Below are 20,587 nucleotides of genomic sequence, written 5' to 3'. Positions count from 1 at the left end.
ACGGCCTCAATCCCATATCGTCCCAAATGAAAAAGACAGCACTATTGCTCATCGACGCACAGTTTGATTTTTGTAATCCAAAAGGTGCATTATTCGTGCCCGGTGCCGAGAAGGACGTGGAGAGGATTGCAAAACTGATCGCATTGGAAGGAGAAAAGATCGACGCTATTTTCGCTACGTTGGACACGCATAAAGTCCTGGACATTGCGCATCCGCTGTTTTGGGAAGATGCGAATGGAAATACAGTGGCGCCTTTCACCCGGATTACGGCTGCCAATGTGAAAGCTGGAAAGTGGACGCCGCGCTACGAACGCGATTATGTGATTCAATATCTGGAAACGCTGGAAGCCGAAGGGGAATTCATGCATTTCATCTGGCCGGAACATTGCCTGATCGGCTCCAAAGGCGCTGCACTGGACGATATCATCATGGACGCATTGCTCGCCTGGACACACCGGACGGGGCGAGATTATAAGGCGGTTATCAAAGGAACAAACCCCTTAACTGAGCATTTCGGCGTCTTTCGCGCCCAGGTTCCGGTTGCCAATGCGCCCGAAACAGAACTGGATCAGGCATTTTTGGACGAGCTTGCCGCATTTGATCAAATTCTCATAGCGGGCGAAGCGCGTTCACATTGTGTGGCGACGAGCATCAATCAAATTTTAAAGTATTCCCCGGAATTGGCCCCTAAGGTGACCATTCTGACGGATTGCATGTCCAACGTGACCAATTTCGAAGATGTCGCCGACCCTATTTATGAGGAAGCGGCGCAAAAGGGAATGACTTTTTTGAAGGCAAACGCAGTCCAGCTGTAACAGGACCGCATTGGAAGATTCCGCCCTGAAATGCCAAACTAAATAAATGTACTTTTGGTTAATATAAAGATCGGTGTGTGACCAAACATGCGCCGGCTATCCCATTGATTTCTCCTATGATGCAATTACCTGTGCCGCGGATTGAAGCTGCCCAATTCGATGATCTGGATCCGAGACAATACATTCTGATCAAAGGTGCCCGAGTTAATAATCTTAAAAATCTTGATGTTGCCATTCCACGGAACAAGCTCGTGGTGATCACGGGCCTTTCCGGTTCGGGCAAGTCTTCGCTGGCTTTTGATACATTGTTTGCCGAAGGGCAGCGCATGTATGTTGAAAGTTTGAGCAGTTATGCGCGGCAGTTTCTGGGCCGGATGGAGAAGCCGGAAGTAGAATATATCAAAGGCATTTCACCCGCCATTGCCATTGAGCAAAAGGTGAACACGCGTAATCCACGTTCCACGGTAGGAACTTCGACGGAAATTTATGATTATCTCAAATTGCTTTTTGCGCGCATAGGGCACACTTATTCGCCGATTTCGGGCGAACTGGTGAGGAAAGACACGGTTACGGATGTGGTCAATTTCATGCTTGGGCATGAGGAGGGAACGCGCGTCATGATCCTGGCGCCATTGCACATTCGCGAGGGACGCACGCAGGAAGAGGAGCTAACAATTTTATTGTCAAAGGGTTATAATAGAATTTATCTCAATGATGAGGTCGTTTCTATTGAAGACATTCTCGAAAACCCGGACAATTATCCGCAAGCTGGAAATCAGGTTTTTATATTAATCGACCGTGCTGGCGTGAAGCACGACGATGAGGACACGCAATATCGGCTTTCGGATTCTGTTCAAACGGCTTTTTTCGAAGGAGAAGGAATTTGCATTGTGCAGGTGCTGAATGGCGAGCGCCGGGTTTTTTCGGATAAGTTTGAGCTGGACGGCATGTCGTTTGAAGAGCCTACGGTCAATCTTTTTAGTTTCAATAACCCTTACGGGGCCTGCAAAAGGTGTGAGGGTTTTGGTAAAATATTAGGCATTGATCCTGATCTGGTCATTCCCGATAAGGGCTTATCTATATATGAAGGGGCGATTGCTCCCTGGCGGACCGAAAAAATGGGCGAATGGCTTACGCCGCTTGTCCGCAATGCCGCTAAGTTTGATTTTCCCATTCACAGGCCATACAAAGACCTTTCAAACGAGCAAAAAGACCTGCTTTGGACTGGTAACCAATATTTTCAGGGACTCAATGACTTCGTCGCTGAACTGGAAACACAAACCTATAAAATTCAATATCGGGTCATGCTTTCGCGGTTCCGCGGGCGCACAACCTGCCCGGATTGCCGCGGATCGCGTTTGCGTAAAGATGCATCATTTGTAAAACTGGGTGGCGCTTCGATCACGGATTTGGTTTTAATGCCGATCAAGGATGTTTCTACCTTCTTCAAAAACCTGGAAATCAGCGACCATGACCGGCAGATTGCAAGGCGGGTTTTGACCGAAATTGAAACGCGTCTGGACTATATGATCCGCGTAGGCTTGGGTTATCTGACATTAAACCGGCTTACGAGCACATTATCCGGCGGTGAATTCCAGCGGATTAAACTGGCGACTTCGCTTGGAAGCGCATTGGTGGGCTCGATGTACATTCTGGATGAGCCGAGCATTGGCTTGCATCCACGTGACACGCAACGTTTGGTTGGCGTGCTCGAATCTTTGCGCGATCTTGGTAATACCGTGATTGTTGTGGAGCATGAGGAAGAGGTTATGCACGCCGCCGATCAGATCATTGACATTGGCCCGGAAGCCGGAACGGGCGGCGGACACGTTGTTTTTCAGGGCAGTTGGGAAGATATTTCTGAGTTGAAAAACAATGGTTATATCGAAAACAGCGAAAACGGCATTCAATCCCACACATTGGATTTCCTGCTGGAAAACGATTCGATTCCGGTTCCGAAAATCAGACGTCAGTCGCTGCACCATTTACAAATCAAAGGCGCACGGGAAAATAATCTCAAAGAACTCGATGTTACCATTCCACTGAACACGTTAACGGTCGTTACGGGCGTCAGCGGCTCGGGGAAATCAACATTGATCCGTAAAATCCTTTATCCTGCGCTAATGCGTATGAAGGGAGAATTCAGCGAGGAAGTTGGGAAGTTCGACGAGCTCACGGGCAGCATTGACCGCATTGAAGCCGTGGAAATGATTGACCAAAATCCAATTGGAAAATCATCCCGTTCTAACCCCGTTACATACATTAAGGCTTACGATTATATCCGTCAGATGATGGCCGATCTGCCATTGTCGAAAGCACGGAGCTATAAACCTTCCCATTTCTCTTTTAATGTGGATGGCGGGCGCTGTGAAATTTGCCAGGGCGAAGGCCAGGTAAAGATTGAAATGCAGTTTATGGCCGACATTTACCTTAAATGTGAAGGCTGTAATGGCAAAAGATTTAAGCAGGAAATCCAGGAAGTGCGTTACCATGATAAAGACGTGGCCGAAATCCTGGATATGACCGTGGATGAAGCCATTGAATTTTTCAAGCCTACTGAGCCAAAGTTGGTTGAAAAACTAATGCCTTTGCAGGAAGTAGGGCTGGGTTATGTAGGGTTGGGACAATCTTCGAACACATTATCGGGTGGGGAAGCGCAGCGTGTGAAGCTGGCGTCGTTCCTGGGAAAAGGCTCTTCCAACAAAGGAAAAACCCTTTTCATCTTTGACGAACCCACAACCGGTCTGCATTTTCATGACATTAAGAAGCTTCTGAAAGCCATTAATGCATTGGTAGACCAGGGCGATAGCGTGATCATCATCGAGCACAATATGGAAGTGATCAAAAGCGCCGACTGGATCCTTGATCTTGGTCCGGAAGGCGGCGATGGCGGAGGTTACCTTACATTTGCCGGAACGCCGGAGGAAATGGCTAAGATCGACGACAATTACACAGCCACATTCCTGAAAGACAAAATCTGATCAAATAGCCTGATTACAGCGAAGAATCGTAGATTATGCAGTAAAGACAATAGGGAAAAGCCTTATTGAACCGAAACCAAATGCGATTCTTATGAAGTTATATAAAACAGAAAACGGCATCCTGCTGGAAAGGGACGATCTTTTTTATCGTTTGCATGAAACCGACTGGGACGTTGCTGTGAACCGCGACGATCTGTACGATTGGCTTGAAATACAAATTGAAAGCCTCATTCCGATCACTTTTACAGACGATCTTCCCATGCCCGAAATCCTGGCGCCCATTGGTTCGCAGGAAGTTTGGGCTTCGGGCGTAACCTATTTCAGAAGCCGCACGGCCCGCATGGAAGAATCCGAAAAAGCAGGCGGCGGAAGCTTCTACGATCGCGTTTACGAAGCCGAAAGACCCGAGCTTTTCTTCAAATCGACCGCTTGGCGGGTTGTAGGCAACCACGGAACCGTCCGCATCCGCCGGGATTCTACCTGGGATGTGCCCGAGCCAGAACTCACATTATTTGCTTCCTCGTCGGGAACATTGGTGGGTTACACCATTGGAAATGATATGAGTTCCAGAAGCATTGAAGGCGAAAACCCGTTGTATTTGCCTCAGGCTAAGTCTTATACGGGAAGCGCAGCCATTGGTCCGTGCCTGTATGTGCCGGAATTTCCGCTTGGCGAGAACACGGTGATCGACATTGCCATTGTCCGCTCTGGAGAAGAAGTTTTCAGCGGCGAAGTGACATTATCCCAGATGAAACGCAAGCCCGACGAACTGCTTCGTTACCTTTTCCTCGAAATGGCTTTCCCGCACGGCGCTTACCTCATGACCGGCACCGGCATCATCCCCCCATCCGATTTTACATTACAACAAGGCGATATTATTCACATTTCCATCGAGCCCATCGGCACATTGACCAATGTGGTCGGCTGAAAACGAGAAAAGCTGCAACCTTACCAGTTGCAGCTTTTTAATTCATGGTGAATATTAGGTCGGATCAGCTTGGCAATCCGATGAATGCGTAAATCGTGCAGCGAACGAATGAGATCAGTTTTGTAACAATTGAATCATCGGCATCACTGTTTTGCTCACTTGAAAAGAACGAAGAAGGACCTGCTTCCAGGATTCTTTCATTCAATGTCATCGGCTCGGAATTGCTTGTAAACTGAGCAGTAATTGCCGTAACGCGTTTCACACTTGCGTGGTGCTTCACAACATTTGCCGGTTTTGCCTTTTTCGCAACAATGCGTTCGCTTGGCTGCACGCACTCTTTGCCTGCCTGTAACTTTTTGTGGGCTACAAACATGTTGTGCGAGTAGCCGGTTGCGCCAGCTTGCAAGCTGAACAAAACTAGGAGTGTTACTATTTTAAGTGTTTTCATGGCTATGTTTCGGTCGTTCAGAAGAAAAATCAGGATGCGATTTCGATGTAACTAATTGACTGTACAAATATATATGTTTTCCTAGGTATCTTGCAATACATAGTACCTTGTTTTTAACAATTTTTAGCAAATATTTTTTACAGACTAAAAATGTTGAACGGCAGATGCTTCGTATTAACAGATGTAAAGGTAATTCAAAAGGTTGCAGCGGCTGACCAAAAAAAGACGAAACGCGTATTTTACCGGCTGAAATGTAGTAGTTACCCGATAAAACAAAAACGCCGGACTCGAAGGCCCGGCGTTTTTCATATAACATTCTGATTCTCTTACTTCTCTCTGAAAAAGATTGTAATAGGAACCCCTGAAAAATCGAAGTTCTCGCGCATCCTGTTTTCCAGGTAACGCAGGTAAGGTTCTTTCACGTGCTTCGGATTGCTGCTGAAAAACACGAACGTCGGCGACGGCGTGGGCAGCTGGATCATATATTTGATGTTAATATACTTGCCTCTATCAGCCGGCGGCGGATATCTTTCAATTTCAGCCTGCATCACCTCGTTCAATTTCGAAGTCGTGATTTTCTTGGTTTTGTTTTTGTAAACCTCCATCGCCTTCTCCATCACCTGGTGAATGCGCTGCTTTTCAACAACGGAAGCGAAAATGATAGGCATGTAGTTCATCGGCGCCAGTCTTTCCAAAAGCGCTTTTTTGAATGTATCGGCCGTTTTGGAATCCTTTTCAACCAAGTCCCACTTATTCACCATGATCACAATGCCCTTCTTCGCCTTATCAGCTTGACCGATAATGTTCATATCCTGACCTTCGAGGCCTAATGTCGCATCCAAAAGAATGATACAAACATCCGATTCCTCCATCGCCTTCACCGAACGCAATGTAGAATAATATTCAATGTCTTCGTTAACGCGTGATTTGCGGCGAAGTCCGGCAGTATCCGTCAAGATAAACTCCATTCCAAAAGCATTATAATGCGTGTGAATGGCGTCGCGCGTTGTGCCCGCAATGTCCGTCACGATGCTTCTGTCCGTGCCTGTAAGCACATTCAGGAAGGAAGATTTACCTACATTCGGCCTTCCCATGATCGCAATACGCGGGATTCCAGCCTCGGGATCTTCAATGCCCGGCGTTTCGAAATGTGTGATCACCTGATCCAGCAATTCACCCGTTCCGAAACCAGTTTGTGCGGAAATAGCGAAAATCTGATCGCCAAGCCCTAACTCGTAAAATTCAGCCGCAGACTGGTAACGCTCCTGCGTTTCGGCTTTGTTAGCAACCAGATAAACCGGCTTCTTAACGCGTCTAAGCACATTTGCGAAATCTTTGTCCAGATCCGTAAGTCCCGTCATCGTGTCCACCATGAACAAAACCACCGTGGATTCTTCCAGTGCAAGCTCAACCTGCTCGCGAATTGCGCCTTCAAAAATATCTTCTGAACCAACGACATAACCGCCGGTGTCGATTACCGTAAAATATTGATCGGTCCATTCACCGTAACCATAATGACGGTCACGGGTAACGCCGCTCTGGTTGTCCATAATAGCCTTACGACTTTCCGTAAGGCGGTTAAATAATGTGGATTTGCCCACATTCGGACGCCCAACAATTGAAATAATATTTGCCATTTTGTATTAATTAATGTGGTCCAAACGGTTCGCAATCAACCGTCCTTCTTTCTTTTATTATAAATTATTCGTCGTAGCCAAACTGTCGCAGCTTGTTTTCCTTGCTTCTCCAATCCGGCTCAACCCGCACATGTTGTTCCAGAAACACTTTTTTACCAAAAAACGCTTCCATATCAATCCTCGCCTGCGTCCCGATTTTTTTCAGCATTTCGCCTTTTTCTCCTATAATGATCCCTTTCTGGCTTTTGCGTTCCACAAGGATTTCCGCGCGGATGACGATCATGTCGTCCCGTTCTTTAAATTCTGTAATTAAAACTTCGGAGCTGTATGGAATTTCCTGGCGATAATTAAGGAAGATCTTTTCGCGGATCATTTCGGAAGCAAAGAAACGCTCCGGCTTATCGGTTAGTTCATCCTCGCCAAAATACGGCGGATGGAATGGTAATCTGGTAATCACTGCGTCAAAAAGCGTCGCAATGTTCGCCTGGTGCAAGGCCGAAATAGGCACAATCGCATCCGGTTCAAGCGCCGCCTGCCATTCCGCCATTTTCGCATCAACGTGCTCCTGATCCGATAAATCTATTTTATTCAAAACCAGCACCACCGGCGCATCGGCACGTTTCAGCAACGGCAAAACCTCATGATCAGCCACTTTCTCTCCGATCTCGGCCACGAACAAAACCACGTCTGCATCTTCCAATGAGCCCTTTACAAAAGTCATCATCGAATCGTGCAGCTTATAGGCCGGCTTGATGACACCCGGTGTATCCGAGTAAACCAGCTGAAACGGGATATCTTCATGCTTACCATTCAGAATGCCCATAATGCGATGCCGCGTGGTCTGGGCTTTCGAGGTTATAATTGACATCCTTTCGCCCACCAGAACGTTCATTAATGTGGATTTACCAACATTTGGCTTACCAATAATGCTGACGAAACCGGCGCGGTGGTTGCGGAAAGGAACTGCTATTTCTGTCTTTTCTTCCATGTGTTACTTAAAAATCACACAAAAGTACGGTTTTCCGCCCATGAAATTGCTATAAAAGGTTGTGAAGGAGGGTAATTACAAAAAAACTTCAATTATTTATCGGTCAAAAGTTGCGTCATATCCAGTATAGTCGTATGTTTGCACTCCAATTCAACAACACCGCGGGATGGAGCAGTTGGTAGCTCGTTGGGCTCATAACCCAAAGGTCGCTGGTTCGAGTCCAGCTCCCGCTACAAGAAAAAGGTCGCAAACGAAAGTTCGCGGCCTTTTTGCGTTTTCGGGGCAGTTGGTAATTCGCTGGGGTCGAACGCGACTCCGATCATAACCCAAACGTCGCTGGTTCGAGCGGCAGGCGTCCCTGTCCAGCTCCCGCTACAAGAAAAAGGTCGCAAACGTGAGTTCGCGGCCTTTTTGCGTTTTTGGGCAGTTGGAGATCTTCAACACAAGGATCTTCCCAAAATTTAAATCAAAACATTACCAGGCAAATAAGCAGAAAACGGCTGTCCGTGTCTTTTATCATTACGCCATGATAAAGTCGGATTTCCTGAGGGTTGATCCGTTTTCGTACACGTTTCAATAGGTGTTTTCAATGAGGTTCGTTGCCAGCAATATTCAAAAAGAGCAGAAAGAGATTGCTTTGTGGCATGAGATGCTGGCTGGGAATGTTGCGGCTTTTGAAATGCTGATTGATGTTACCTATGATCTTTTGTTTCAATATGGAAATAAATTCTGCCGGGATAGGGAGCTGATTAAGGATTGCATTCAGGATGTGTTTCTAGAAATTTGGGAGAAAAAAGGCAGTCTTAATCCTGATATTCCGCCCAAAGCCTACCTGCTGGCTTCATTAAGGCGCCGACTGCACCGGATGGTTCAGAAAAACCGGATGCTATTTCTTGACCATTTGCTGCCTGACGAAGGTTTCGACATTGGTTTTTATGCAGAACATTCATTTATAGAGTCCGAGCACGACCAGCAGCTTGCTTCCCAAATCACGCATATGCTCAACGGATTGCCCAAAAGGCAAAAAGAGGCGGTTTACCTGAAATTTTTTGAAGATATGGACCGGGATGAGATCGCTGCCATTATGGAAATTCACCCGCAGTCGGTGTCTAACCTGCTGCAAACTGCCTTTAAATTCCTCAAAACACAATGGCGGTCCGTTGTATCGCTATTCCTTCTGCTTCGGTTTATCGTTTAATCAGACCCAAGCTTTCGCCTTCCCAATAAATTTTTAAAAAAAGATAAAAAAATACAGTATCAGATCCTGTGTGTTGTCTAATGCTATTTAAATGACAACATTTTGACATGGATCAATACCATAATTTTACTTTGGAGGATTTTCTTTGGGACCCGGCTTTTCGGAACTGGGTGCTGAAACCGACCAGAGAAGATGAGGAAAACTGGCAAAACTGGTTGGCAGCCCATCCCAACAAAACGGAAATGGTCCGCAGCGCCCGCGATCTGGTGCTTGCAATTGCACCAACTTCGGCTCTTCTGTCAAATTTTGAAAAGGAAAATGCAGTTCGCCAGATCATTGGAAATATCAAAAGCGAAGACGAATTTGTTGAGACTTCCCGGAAAATACGCCTATTCCAGCCCTTAATGAGCATTGCCGCCGTGCTGATGGTCGTAGCCGGTCTGAGTTACACTTTCTGGACTTACAGCCACAAGCAGCAAATCAATTACGACGAGCTGGTCTCAACGGCAGCCGACCCGCTCATTGAAAAGACAAATCTGACCCAAAAGCCTTTATTGATCTCACTAGCGGACGGTAGCAGCCTGCAACTTGATCCGGGCAGCAAAGTGAGTTATCCCGCAGATTTTAAAACAGGAAAAAGAGAAGTTTACCTTTCCGGAAAAGCGTTTTTTGACATTGCTAAAGATCCATCCCGGCCGTTTTTTGTATATGCTAATGAAGTGATTACCAAAGTTTTGGGCACGAGCTTTACTGTGCGGTCCTATGCAAACGAAAAGGAAGTTTCGGTGGCAGTGAAAACCGGGCGCGTTGCCGTTTTCACGCGGAAAGATCCGGAAATCAATGAAAAAAAGCATTCCAGGGAACTGACGGGCGTGGTGATCGAGCCTAATCAGCAAATTGTGGTGGTACGTGAATCGGTAAAAATCACCAAAAGCCTCATTCCCAGCCCGGAATTGGTGGATAGCAATGTTAGCCCTCACAATTTTGAATTTGATGAAACACCCGTTTCCAATGTCTTCGCGGAATTGCAGAAGGCTTATGGCATTGAAATCATTTTTGACAAAAACGTCATGAACGGCTGCCCTATCACGGCGCGGCTTACGGAAATGACATTATACGAAAAATTAGACCTTGTATGCAAGGCAGTTGGCGCACGTTACGAGCTCATCGACGGCCGCATTATCATTGAAGGAGAAGGTTGTAAGGATCATTAAAAAAATGGCCGGTAATGGTGGAACATTACCGGCTGTGTAAGTAACCCCCGAAGTTTTGCCGACTGTCATCCTTGGAAAGATGCGGGGGAAAGTTTTTGCCAATAATCAATTAACAAAACTGTTCAAAACTATGAAAATACCAGTACAGTTCAATCGTAAACTGTTGTTTCTTATGCGGATAAGTTTGGTTCAGCTCGTGATTTCACTGTGGTTCATCGGGACGGCCACGGCTGTGGACGTGCGCGCCCAGGAGTTGCTGACCAAGAAAATCAGTTTGCAAGCGCAGGAGCAGGATGTAAAAAAAGTGCTCAGCCTCATCGAAAAGCAGGCTGGCGTCCGGTTTATTTTCAGCTCAAAAGTGATCCAGTCAAGCAGGAAAGTGACGGTTCAGCAATCGAACCAGGAGCTTTCCAAAGTGCTTAATGATTTCCTGGTTCCGCTGGGGCTTACTTATGAAGTTTCGGGAAAAAATATTGTGATCCGGCCATCGGAAGCGCCAAAACCGGCGACGGATAATGCGGAAGCCTCGCTAAAACCGGAATTTTCAAAACCTGCCGAGATCACCATTAAGGGGAAAATCACCGATTCGGAAACGAAGGAGCCTTTGCCGGGTGTAAACATTCTGATCAAGGGTACGCAATCGGGCACGTCCACGGACGCTACGGGAAGTTATACATTATCTGTGCCGGATGCCAACACAGTTTTAGTGCTAAGCTTTGTGGGTTACGAGCCGCAGGAAGTGAAAGTTGGCAGCCGCACGGAGATCGACATTATGTTGAAAACGGATCAGAAATCACTCGAAGAAGTGCTTGTCGTGGGTTATGGAACAGTAAAGAAAAGTGACGTTACGGGTTCTGTTTCTTCTGTAAAATCCCAGGAATTGACGGCATATCCCGCATTAGGAACGGTTCAGGCATTGCAGGGACGCGCGGCCGGGGTTCAGATCCAGTCAAATAATGGTGAGCCGGGGTCCAATTTCAAAGTGCGGATCAGGGGCGGGACTTCTATCAATGCGAGCAGCGATCCTATTTATGTGGTGGACGGCTTTGTGGGCGGCGCCATTCCGCCTCCGGAAGACATTGAATCGATTGAAATATTAAAAGATGCTTCTGCCACAGCCATTTATGGTTCGAGGGGAGCGAATGGGGTGATTATGGTTACGACTAAAAAAGGTCAGTCGGGTAAGCCAAAGATTGAGTTTAACACTTCATTTTCTACGCAAAAAGAAATCAACAGGCTGGACCTGCTCAATGCGAGCCAGTTTCTGGATTACGTAAAAGAAGTGCGGCCCAATGTGGTTGACCAGGGTGCGGACACGGATTGGCAGGATGAAGTTTTCCGTCGCGGCGGGATTCAAAACCATCAGCTTTCGGTGGCTGGCGGAAGCGAGGCTGTGAAATATTATGTATCTGGGGCCTATTATGATCAGAAAGGCGTCATTCTGAATTCGGATTACAACCGGTTTTCGATCACGAGTAACATTGACATTCAGGCTGCCAAGCGTTTGAAACTGGGACTTAACATGTTTGCACAACGCGTTTCACGCAATCAGTCGCGTACGCAGGAAGGTTCGAGCGGACTTACGCCGGGAGTAACTTCCTCTGCATTCAAATTTGAACCCGATCAGCCGATCATGGGTGCTAACGGCCGTTTTACGGTGGCGCGCTTAAACGACCCGATCGATAACCCTTACGCCATCGCCACGCAATTGCAGAATGAATCACTCAGTGACCGCGTGCAGGGCAACCTTTATGCAGAATACAGCTTTTGGGACGATTTGAAATTCCGCATCACATTAGGCGCGACTACAAACAGTGGCAGAGCGGGCGAATTCACCCCTACAACATTGAACGACGGTCGTAATGTAGGCGGGTCGGCATCTGTTATCGGCACAAAAAGCACATTGCTGCTCAACGAAAACTATTTGACCTACACCAAAAAAATAGGCACGAACCATGACCTTTCGGCCATGCTCGGCTATTCCTATCAAACGTCTTCGAGCGAAAGATGGGGCGGAACGGGCCAGTCATTCATTACGGATGCGGTTTCTTACTGGAACCTCGGCGGCGCTTCGGTGTGGCAGAGTCCGGTTTCCAGCCTTACCGAATGGCAGCTGGCTTCCTATTATGCGCGGTTGACTTACGGCTTGCTGGACCGTTATCTTTTCACGGCCAACATTCGTCAGGACGGTTCTTCGAATTTTAGTAAAAATCACAAATGGGCAACATTCCCTTCGGGCGCATTCGCATGGAAAATTTCCAGCGAGCCTTTTATGCAGAATGTAACGACAATCAGTCAGTGGAAATGGCGTGTGAGTTATGGATTGACTGGTAATCAGGCTATTGAGCCCTATCAGACCATGTCGCGGTTCTCGAATGTGTACACCATTATCAATGGCGTGCCGGTCAATGCCGTGCGTCCTACCACCGTTGCTAACGACGACCTGACCTGGGAAACCACACACCAGTTCGACATCGGAACCGATTTCAGCATGCTGAACAACCGACTGAACATTACCGCAGATTACTATCGCCGCGTGACCAAGGATCTGCTTTTCAGTGTTCAACTGCCGCAATATTCTGGTTACAGCAACCAATTGCAGAACATTGGATCGGTGGAAAACAAAGGATTTGAACTTACTGTTAACACGCGAAATCTGGTGGGCGAGTTCAAGTGGAATACGGACATTAACTTCTCCCTGAACCGCAACAAAGTTTTGTCCTTACCAAACGGAACGGACATTCTGTATGCGTCGGGACCAGGGCATTTGGTGGGATTAGGTCAAACACAAATCCTGCGTGAAGGCCAGCCGGTGGGCGCTTTTTATGGATGGATTTATGACGGCGTGTATCAGGAAGGCGACAGCTTTGTTCCGGGTGGTGGTTTTGAAACGGCTGCCGGTGGTGAAAAATTCAGGGATATTGATGGCAAAAAAGATGGCCAGCTGACCGGCCAGCCCGATGGCACGCTGAACAGCGACGACCGCACGATCATTGGTAACCCGCATCCGAAATATACGTGGGGATTGAGCAACGATTTCAGCTGGAAAGGCATCGATCTTAACATATTTTTCCAGGCATCGCAGGGCAATGATATGCTTAATTATACACTGATGGAGCTGAATCTCTTGTCAGGGATTAATAATGCGACGACAGAAGCATTGAACCGCTGGACACCAACAAACACGAATACCAATGTTCCAAAAGCTATGGCAGGCCGCACAAGACGTGTGTCAACGCGCTGGGTAGAAGATGGAAGTTTTGTCCGTTTGAAAAACATTGCATTGGGCTACAACATTCCAAAATCGGTGACGGACAAGCTGCATATCAGTAAGTTGCGCATTTATGCGAGTGCACAAAATATCCTGACTTTCACGAAATACAAAGGTTTTGATCCGGAGGTGAACTACTCGTCGGACGGAAATACGGACAGTAACCGTAACCTGGGACTGGATTATGGCAGTTATCCAAATGCCAAGTCTTACACGATTGGCTTGAATGTTGGTTTCTAATTCCTGACTCTTAATTCGATTTAAAATGAAGCATTTAACAAATAAATTATTCCTTTTTATTCTCACCGCAAGCTTCTCGCTGGGCTGCGCCGATCTGGACGAAAAACCAGTGGGCTTGCTCGCGCCTGAATCTTTATTCCGAACTGCCAAGGATGTTGAAACGGCTGTTTTCGGCGCTTATGGCTGGATCGCGACGGAGCGGCTTTATGGCCGGCAGTTTGTTTCCGCATTGATGTTGCGCAGTGATATGGTCGACATTGGCGACCGTGGAACGCCGGCCGAGCGGCAGCAGGTGAATGATTTCAATATGGATGATAACAACAACATGGTCAACCAGTTCTGGCCATATTGGTATCAGACAATCAGTGCTGCTAATGCAGCCATTTCTGGTGGAGAGCAGCTTGGGCTTCCGGAGGCTGAAATCAATCCGCTGATCGCGGAAGCGCGTTTCGTGCGTGCATTTGCATATTTCAATCTGGTGCAGGTTTTTGGCGACGTTCCCTACATTGATTATTTTATCAGCAATCCCGAGGCCGTTAAGGAAATTTCCAGAACACCGGCCGCGACGGTTTACGCAAGCATTATTGCCGATCTTGAATTTGCCAAACAATGGCTGCCCGAAAAACAGCCTTCGGAAGTACGAAGCCGCGCTTCGAAGGGAACTGCCGCTTCGTATCTGGCCTCGGTGCATCTGACTTTGGCGGATTATGCCAAAGCGTACGCAGAAGCTAAATATGTGATTGATAATAAGGACAAATTCGGCTATGCCCTGGAAGCCGATTTCCAGACATTGTTCGTCGCGCCGCAAGCACCTAACATGAAAGAGCACATTTTCGATATTGATTTCCTCGGTTTAAAAAATGGGGAAGGCGGAGCTAATGACGACATTATGGCGCCTATGACGGGCGTGCGCGGCGGTGACGCGCCACGCAGCGGATGGAGCGTACTTGTGCCTTCCATGAATGTGTTCAACACCTGGGACAACCGCGATTATCGTAAAGAAGTTAGCTTCGACGATTCACTCCTCATCGGAGGCAAGCTCGTCCCATACACCGAATTCCCAAATACAAAAAGGCCACACATTGCCAAATACGCGCGTTTTGCCGGAACATCCAATTCCGAAGGGCGCTATTCCGACCACAACTACGCCGCCATGCGCTACGCCGAAATTCTGCTAATCGCCGCCGAAGCGTCCGTAGAAGTAAACGGCCCTAACGCAGAAGCGCTGACCTACATCAACGAAATTCGCGCAAGAGCCAGAAACTGGGCCGGCAAACAAACCGCCTTCCCAGCTAATGTCACAGCAGGTCTATCCAAAGCCGCCCTCATCGAGCTCATCATGGAAGAAAGACGTATCGAGCTGGCATTCGAATACAAGCGCTGGTTCGACATTAAGCGCCGTAATATGGGCGAAACGGTGTTTTCAGGGCCAAAATCACTGGAACCGCATACGAGCTTCAACCCGGCAAGGGACTATCTGATGCCGATACCAAGGGTCGAGTTGCAGGTGAACCCCAATTTAGGGCCGCAAAACCCAGGTTACTAAGCAAATCCAAGGTTGCTAAGCAAATCCCGGAGGGATATAATATCGGTAGCAGGAGAATATTTAAAACATTAAAATCCCGGAGGGATGCAACGACATGCACATCGTTACATCCCTCCGGGATTTTTTTAATGTATTAATTCACCGAATTGCTACCAATATTATATCCCTCCGGGATTTGGCCTGTTTTGGATATTATTTGTCCTAAACTCCCACAAACACAACCTATACAGTCTGGGGAAATAGGTGCACGAGGGGTAACTTATAATACTTATTCAAGCCTGGAACAGGGTTTTTAGCTTTGTCTTGAAACTTGATGAACACAAAGATGGAAGAGAACCCTCGTAAAGGAAATATATTCAGATATATCGCTTATGCCCTGATCGCTGCTGCTGTGGTGGGTTTTGGTATATACTTTTTGACGCCTAAAAAACTGACGGCTGCGGAAGGAAAGAATATGGTTTTGTTTATTGATAATCAAATTATTGACATTGACCGGAACATGAAAAGCGACATGTCGAAGGCGGATATTGCGACCCGGCTTTCATGGCATAAATCGAACACTTCGCTTTATAACGAGGTCAAAGGCAGTAAGGATAAGGTCATTAAGCCCAAGGTGGATACATTGGAAACAAAGATCATTCAGATCCAAACTAAGGAATTTCCGTCAATGCGAAAAGCTTATGCTGATTCCAAAAAAGAAGTGCTCGGAACCCAGCAGATTACCATTGCAACGTCCGGCCCGAAAAACGATACATTGATTTTGAACGGTGCATTGTTTGGCTCGGAAAAAAGCAAGGACGCGTTTTTAGATAATATTAAGCCTATTATCCAGGACCTTCGCTTCAAAAAGGTTATTTACAAATGGTCGGATAAAGATTCATCAGACTATAAGGTCAGGGCGAAACAGGACGCGGAAATCTAAAGTTACTCCACGGGCGGGCTTTCTTTCTCGGGCGTGTTCGGGAAAAGATATTTAGTGACGACCAGGAAGAATGTGGTAATATTGACCGTCGCTGTCGTGATCAAAGCAATAAGGACAGCATCAGAAAGCTGGAACTTGAAACTAATGTATTTAACTCCGGTGCGCAGGATGGGGTCAAGGAAATTGTAGCAATACACTTCACCAAGGCCATTTAACCATACAATGAGAATCACCATCACCAGCCACACGGAAACCATCCAGAAAATATATTCGGCGTATTTTTTCCGCTCCCGTATATTCTGGGATAAGCCTTCCAGACTTACCTGTTGAAGCAGCGTAAGGAAGGTTTTTTCACTAATATCTTGTTCTGTTGATTCCGGCGATGCAGCGGTTACCCAGTTGCGTAACGTATTTCTGTCGACCGACAGCTTTGACTCAGACAGCCGGGATTGGGGATTTGATTTGCTGCTCAAAATAATTTCTAATCAGGTTATCGTCAATTACACCATTCTCTCCAACCTTCTTATAAGTAACATCCCAGGGCGAATTCGTCGCGTGGGACCAGTTTGATAACGTGATGGCATCAACGTCTTTTGTAATTTCCCAGGTGTTGTTAATCGCTTCAATGGCCGAGGGCGACAGTTCAGAAAAATTGGCCAGTGGCTGCGAATTAACAGTAATCGAAGTTTTCTCTATTATAGGCGAATTGCCCCATTTTTTGTAAAGCTGATAGATCGTCGGCACAACCGGCCCGAATTTCCACGCCAGAAATTTCTCCCGGATCAGCGGATCTCCATTATTCAATGCCAGATGCAGCCCATGCGCGAAAAAGACCATTTTCTGCAACTTCATCTGCGTCACAGGATTATTTTCCTTTACGCCAAGGTTTACAAATTGCCCGGCTATTAAAACAGACGAATACATAGTGAATACGAGGTTATTAAAATCATATTGAATATACGCAATGTACACAGTATCAGCACAAATAAACGCACCAAACTTGAAAAAAAGTTTATTTAAATGCTGCAACGGACATTCCTAAGTCACTATTAGAATCGAAACGGGAAGGAAAAGTGACCTTTTCTTAACCATTAATTTTAGTTTTTGATGAAATGTTTACTAATATAATTTTTTTGTCTTACCTTCGCAAGCCCAAATTAGGGGTAGACAGAGATTTATAGCGCAATAATTTGATAATGAGATGAAACGTACCTTTCAACCATCGAATCGCAAGAGGAGAAACAAACACGGTTTCCGTGAAAGAATGTCCACTGCAAATGGGCGTAAAGTAGTAGCTGGCCGCCGCAAGAAAGGCCGTTGGAAACTGACAGTATCAGACGAAAAACGTCATAAGCAATAATTCAGGTTCGAGAACTTGAAAAATACATTTGGTAAAAATGAACGCTTATGTAGCCCCCGGGTAATCGGACGGCTGTTTCAAAGAGGTAGCACGGAAGTCAACACGTTCTACCTTTTTCCTTTTAGGGTGCTTTATATTATTGAAAAAGAGGCGCCTACTCCCCTTCCGCAGGTTTTATTTTCTGTTTCCAAAAAGTCTTTCAAACGGGCGGTCGACCGGAATCTCATCCGTCGCCGCTGCCGCGAAGCTTACCGCCTGAACAAGGCGTCGCTCCTCGCATTATCCACGGAATCAAGACCTTCCTACATTGCTTTTTTGTATCTTGCAAAAGAAATAACATCTTACGACGTTATTGAAACGGCCATGAAGCAATCGCTCAAAAGACTCGAAAAGTTGCCCCGGCCCGTTCAAAAAAATCAAAATTCCTGAACATACATGAAAAAGTATTTTCGCTCCTTCTGGCTGGCCATTCCGGTGGTGGCAGGGATTGCCTTTTTTTCGTTTAAAAAAGACGACCGCTTATTCGAAATCGCGCGCAACCTAGACATTTACGCCACATTGTTCAAGGAATTGAATGCTTATTATGTGGACGAAATCAATCCCAACCAGCTCATTAAGACCAGCATAGACAATATGCTCCGCTCGCTGGACCCTTACACGGTGTATTACGCCGAGGACGACATTGAGGATTACATGACGATGACCACCGGAAAATACAACGGCATCGGCGCGATCATCAGTTCGGCGGAAGGCAAGCATACGGTGATGATGGTTTATGAAGATACACCCGCACAAAAAGCAGGTTTGCAACTCGGCGATGAAATCGTAAAAATCAACGGCGTGGACCTTTCAGCGCGTGAGGACTTTGACACTGGAAAATTGCTGAAAGGACAAACGCAGTCCAACGTAACCCTTACATTAAAACGATACGGCGCCACCAAGCCGCTCGAAGTTTCCCTTAACCGCGATATTGTAAAAGTGACCAATGTGCCTTATTACGGCATGATCAGCGAAGATGTGGGTTACATTGATCTGAAAGATTTCACAGCAACGGCCTCCCGCGAAGTGCGCAATGCATTTCAGGAATTGAAAGGAAAAGGAATGAAATCCGTCGTGCTGGATTTGCGCGACAACCCGGGTGGTTTGCTGAATATGGCAATTGAAATCTCTAATATTTTTATTGCCAAAGGCGAAGAGATCGTTTCCACAAAAGGGAAAGTAAGCGAATGGAACAAAACTTACACCGCATATAATCCTGCACTGGACACCGAAATACCAGTCATCGTGCTCACCAACAACCGCAGCGCTTCGGCCGCGGAGATCGTTTCCGGCGTGATCCAGGATTACGACCGCGGCGTGTTAATCGGCCAGCGGACTTATGGAAAAGGGTTGGTGCAAACCACGCGTGATCTTTCTTTCAATACCAAAATGAAGATCACAACCGCCAAATATTACATCCCCAGCGGCCGGTGCATTCAAGCGATCGATTACAGCCACAGAAATGACGATGGAAGCGTTGGTAAAATCGCGGATTCGCTCATGACCGAGTTCAAAACCAAAAACGGACGTTCTGTTTTCGACGGCGGCGGGATTTTGCCAGACATTTTAACTGAAAAAGAAACTTACTCGCCACTAGCCACTTCCCTGGGCCGCAATCGTCTTTTCTTCGATTACGCAGTAAAATTCCACTTCGAGCACCCGACTATTAAACCAGCCAAAGAATTCAGTCTTTCCGATGCGGATTACGCTGCATTTACCAAATGGCTAGGTGATAAAGAATACGATTACACCACGCAGGTTGAGCGTGATCTGAATGATCTGGAAGCTTCTGCGAAGAAAGAAAAATCTTTGGAAGTAATTGAAGATCAGCTTAAAGCATTGAAATCAAAGCTGTCACATAGCAAGGATAATGATTTGCAAATCTTCAAACCAGAAATCAAAAAGATCCTGGAAGAAGAAATCATCAAGCATTATTATCTTGAAAAAGGTTTAAGAGAAGCCTCATTCAAAGAAGATCCGGAAGTGAAGGCAGCATTGGCATTGTTTAAAGAGCCGGCCCGTTACAATGATCTTTTGAAGAAGAAATAAGTTGCTTGTCCTGTCACCCTGAGCGGAGCCGAAGGGGGCGCTACTACCCAGGTGTAACGCCCCCTTCGGCTCCGCTCAGGGTGACAGAGGCTTGAAGTGATAGAGGCTGAGGGCGACAGTGGCCTCGGCACGCTCGGGGCGATAGGACTAGTGACGTCCTACTCCTCTTTGTTTTAATAAATCATATGCTCCTACTTAGTATCGACACCTCCATCCGCGGCTGCTCCGTGGCAGTTCACGAGAATTCAGTTTTACTTGCCAGCGCCGACCTGCATACAGATCGTTCATCCTCTTCCATGCTCACCACGCTCATGGAAAGTGCCGTGACTCATGCAGGTTTTACATTAAATGATCTTGACGCTATTGCTGTTGCCAAAGGCCCCGGCTCCTATACAGGGCTACGCGTCGGCGTCTCGTCTGTGAAAGGGCTTTGTTATGCCTTGGATAAGCCAATGATTGCCATTAACACATTGGAAGCGATGGCTTTGCAGTTGAGTGCATTTTATTCTGAACATTTACTTTGTCCAATGATTGATGCGCGCAGGATGGAAGTTTATGCGGCTATTTTTGACTCGACGAATAGTTTCGTACAAGAAACGCGTGCCATAATTATGGATGAAAATTCATTTCAGGAGCTGCTTGCTGAGCATAAGGTTGTGTTTTTTGGCGATGGTGCGACTAAATGTGAAGCGTTGCTGGGAGATCATCCTAATGCTGTTTTTCCTAAGAGAGACATTCGACCTTCTGCGGTGACAATCGGTGAATTGGCGGTAAAGGCTTTTGAGAATGCGCAGTTTGAAGATGTGGCTGCCTTTGAGCCGTATTATTTGAAGGATTTTATGTCTCCACCTTCGAAAAAAACCAGCTTGCAAGCTTAGTGAAGATTGATTTCTGTTTGATTAAATAAACAAACTGCGCTTTTTTCGTGTTAGCCATTTAAGCAAAGTAACA

General features: G+C 46.6%; 17 protein-coding genes and 1 tRNA gene. 13 read left to right on the top strand and 5 right to left on the bottom strand.

The features are described from left to right. Positions 1 to 26: 26 nt before the first annotated feature. The 3 genes from LZG74_RS00305 (at position 27) to LZG74_RS00295 (ending at position 4,724) form a co-directional block, all read left to right on the top strand. A complete protein-coding gene (locus LZG74_RS00305) occupies positions 27 to 815 on the top strand; it encodes a nicotinamidase (protein WP_233794679.1) in 789 nt (262 codons plus the stop codon). Positions 816 to 931: 116 nt separating this feature from the next. Then, entirely contained in the window at positions 932 to 3,796 is a 2,865-nt protein-coding gene (uvrA, locus tag LZG74_RS00300) for an excinuclease ABC subunit UvrA (RefSeq protein WP_233794678.1), read from the top strand. 91 nt (positions 3,797 to 3,887) lie between these two features. Further along, a complete protein-coding gene (locus LZG74_RS00295) occupies positions 3,888 to 4,724 on the top strand; it encodes a fumarylacetoacetate hydrolase family protein (protein WP_233794677.1) in 837 nt (278 codons plus the stop codon). 64 nt (positions 4,725 to 4,788) lie between these two features. Here LZG74_RS00295 and LZG74_RS00290 read toward each other — a convergent pair whose 3' ends face one another. The 3 genes from LZG74_RS00290 to era all read right to left on the bottom strand — a co-directional run bounded on the left by LZG74_RS00290 (position 4,789) and on the right by era (position 7,797). Then, complete coding sequence (locus LZG74_RS00290) at positions 4,789 to 5,172, bottom strand: hypothetical protein (RefSeq protein ID WP_233794676.1); 384 nt, start codon at positions 5,170 to 5,172, stop codon at positions 4,789 to 4,791. 326 nt (positions 5,173 to 5,498) lie between these two features. Next, positions 5,499 to 6,809 (bottom strand): ribosome biogenesis GTPase Der, encoded by a 1,311-nt coding sequence (der, locus tag LZG74_RS00285; protein WP_233794675.1) that lies wholly within the window; start codon positions 6,807 to 6,809, stop codon positions 5,499 to 5,501. A gap of 64 nt (positions 6,810 to 6,873) precedes the next feature. Then, positions 6,874 to 7,797 (bottom strand): GTPase Era, encoded by a 924-nt coding sequence (gene era / locus LZG74_RS00280; protein WP_233794674.1) that lies wholly within the window; start codon positions 7,795 to 7,797, stop codon positions 6,874 to 6,876. 160 nt (positions 7,798 to 7,957) lie between these two features. Between era and LZG74_RS00275 the strand changes: the two genes are divergently transcribed. The 6 genes from LZG74_RS00275 (at position 7,958) to LZG74_RS00250 (ending at position 16,188) form a co-directional block, all read left to right on the top strand. After that, positions 7,958 to 8,030 (top strand) — tRNA-Met (locus LZG74_RS00275). A 356-nt stretch (positions 8,031 to 8,386) separates the two neighbouring features. Next, positions 8,387 to 8,995 carry an RNA polymerase sigma factor gene (locus LZG74_RS00270; protein WP_233794673.1) on the top strand — a complete coding sequence of 203 codons (609 nt, stop codon included), beginning with the start codon at positions 8,387 to 8,389 and terminating at the stop codon, positions 8,993 to 8,995. Positions 8,996 to 9,102: 107 nt separating this feature from the next. After that, on the top strand, positions 9,103 to 10,209 hold the full coding sequence (locus LZG74_RS00265) for a FecR family protein (protein ID WP_233794672.1): 1,107 nt from the start codon (positions 9,103 to 9,105) through the stop codon (positions 10,207 to 10,209). Positions 10,210 to 10,381: 172 nt separating this feature from the next. After that, on the top strand, positions 10,382 to 13,720 hold the full coding sequence (locus LZG74_RS00260) for a TonB-dependent receptor (protein ID WP_233794671.1): 3,339 nt from the start codon (positions 10,382 to 10,384) through the stop codon (positions 13,718 to 13,720). Between the two features lie 25 nt (positions 13,721 to 13,745). Further along, positions 13,746 to 15,266 (top strand): RagB/SusD family nutrient uptake outer membrane protein, encoded by a 1,521-nt coding sequence (locus LZG74_RS00255; RefSeq protein WP_233794670.1) that lies wholly within the window; start codon positions 13,746 to 13,748, stop codon positions 15,264 to 15,266. 313 nt (positions 15,267 to 15,579) lie between these two features. Further along, a complete protein-coding gene (locus LZG74_RS00250) occupies positions 15,580 to 16,188 on the top strand; it encodes a hypothetical protein (RefSeq protein ID WP_233794669.1) in 609 nt (202 codons plus the stop codon). 2 nt (positions 16,189 to 16,190) lie between these two features. Here the strand turns inward: LZG74_RS00250 and LZG74_RS00245 are convergent, their stop codons facing one another. Beyond that, a complete protein-coding gene (locus LZG74_RS00245) occupies positions 16,191 to 16,661 on the bottom strand; it encodes a hypothetical protein (protein ID WP_233794668.1) in 471 nt (156 codons plus the stop codon). Continuing rightward, on the bottom strand, positions 16,624 to 17,112 hold the full coding sequence (locus tag LZG74_RS00240; protein WP_051350060.1) for a Panacea domain-containing protein: 489 nt from the start codon (positions 17,110 to 17,112) through the stop codon (positions 16,624 to 16,626). The genes LZG74_RS00245 and LZG74_RS00240 overlap by 38 nt, the downstream gene beginning before the upstream one ends. A 277-nt stretch (positions 17,113 to 17,389) precedes the next feature. Between LZG74_RS00240 and rpmH the strand changes: the two genes are divergently transcribed. The 4 genes from rpmH to tsaB all read left to right on the top strand — a co-directional run bounded on the left by rpmH (position 17,390) and on the right by tsaB (position 20,514). Beyond that, the gene (gene rpmH / locus LZG74_RS00235) at positions 17,390 to 17,548 is read left to right on the top strand and encodes a 50S ribosomal protein L34 (RefSeq protein ID WP_015813300.1); all 159 of its coding nucleotides are present in this window, start codon (positions 17,390 to 17,392) and stop codon (positions 17,546 to 17,548) included. A gap of 15 nt (positions 17,549 to 17,563) precedes the next feature. Further along, positions 17,564 to 17,977, top strand: a complete 414-nt coding sequence (gene rnpA / locus LZG74_RS00230) for a ribonuclease P protein component (RefSeq protein WP_035360648.1) — start codon at positions 17,564 to 17,566, stop codon at positions 17,975 to 17,977. 6 nt (positions 17,978 to 17,983) lie between these two features. Beyond that, entirely contained in the window at positions 17,984 to 19,636 is a 1,653-nt protein-coding gene (locus LZG74_RS00225; RefSeq protein ID WP_233794667.1) for a S41 family peptidase, read from the top strand. A gap of 185 nt (positions 19,637 to 19,821) precedes the next feature. Continuing rightward, positions 19,822 to 20,514, top strand: coding sequence for a tRNA (adenosine(37)-N6)-threonylcarbamoyltransferase complex dimerization subunit type 1 TsaB (tsaB, locus tag LZG74_RS00220; protein ID WP_233794666.1), 693 nt, complete (start codon positions 19,822 to 19,824; stop codon positions 20,512 to 20,514). Positions 20,515 to 20,587 lie beyond the last annotated feature (73 nt).

The organism is Dyadobacter sp. CY327 (genome assembly GCF_021390415.1).
Classification (GTDB): Bacteria; Bacteroidota; Bacteroidia; order Cytophagales; family Spirosomataceae; genus Dyadobacter; species Dyadobacter chenhuakuii.
This window is presented reverse-complemented; position numbering and strand designations above follow the sequence as displayed.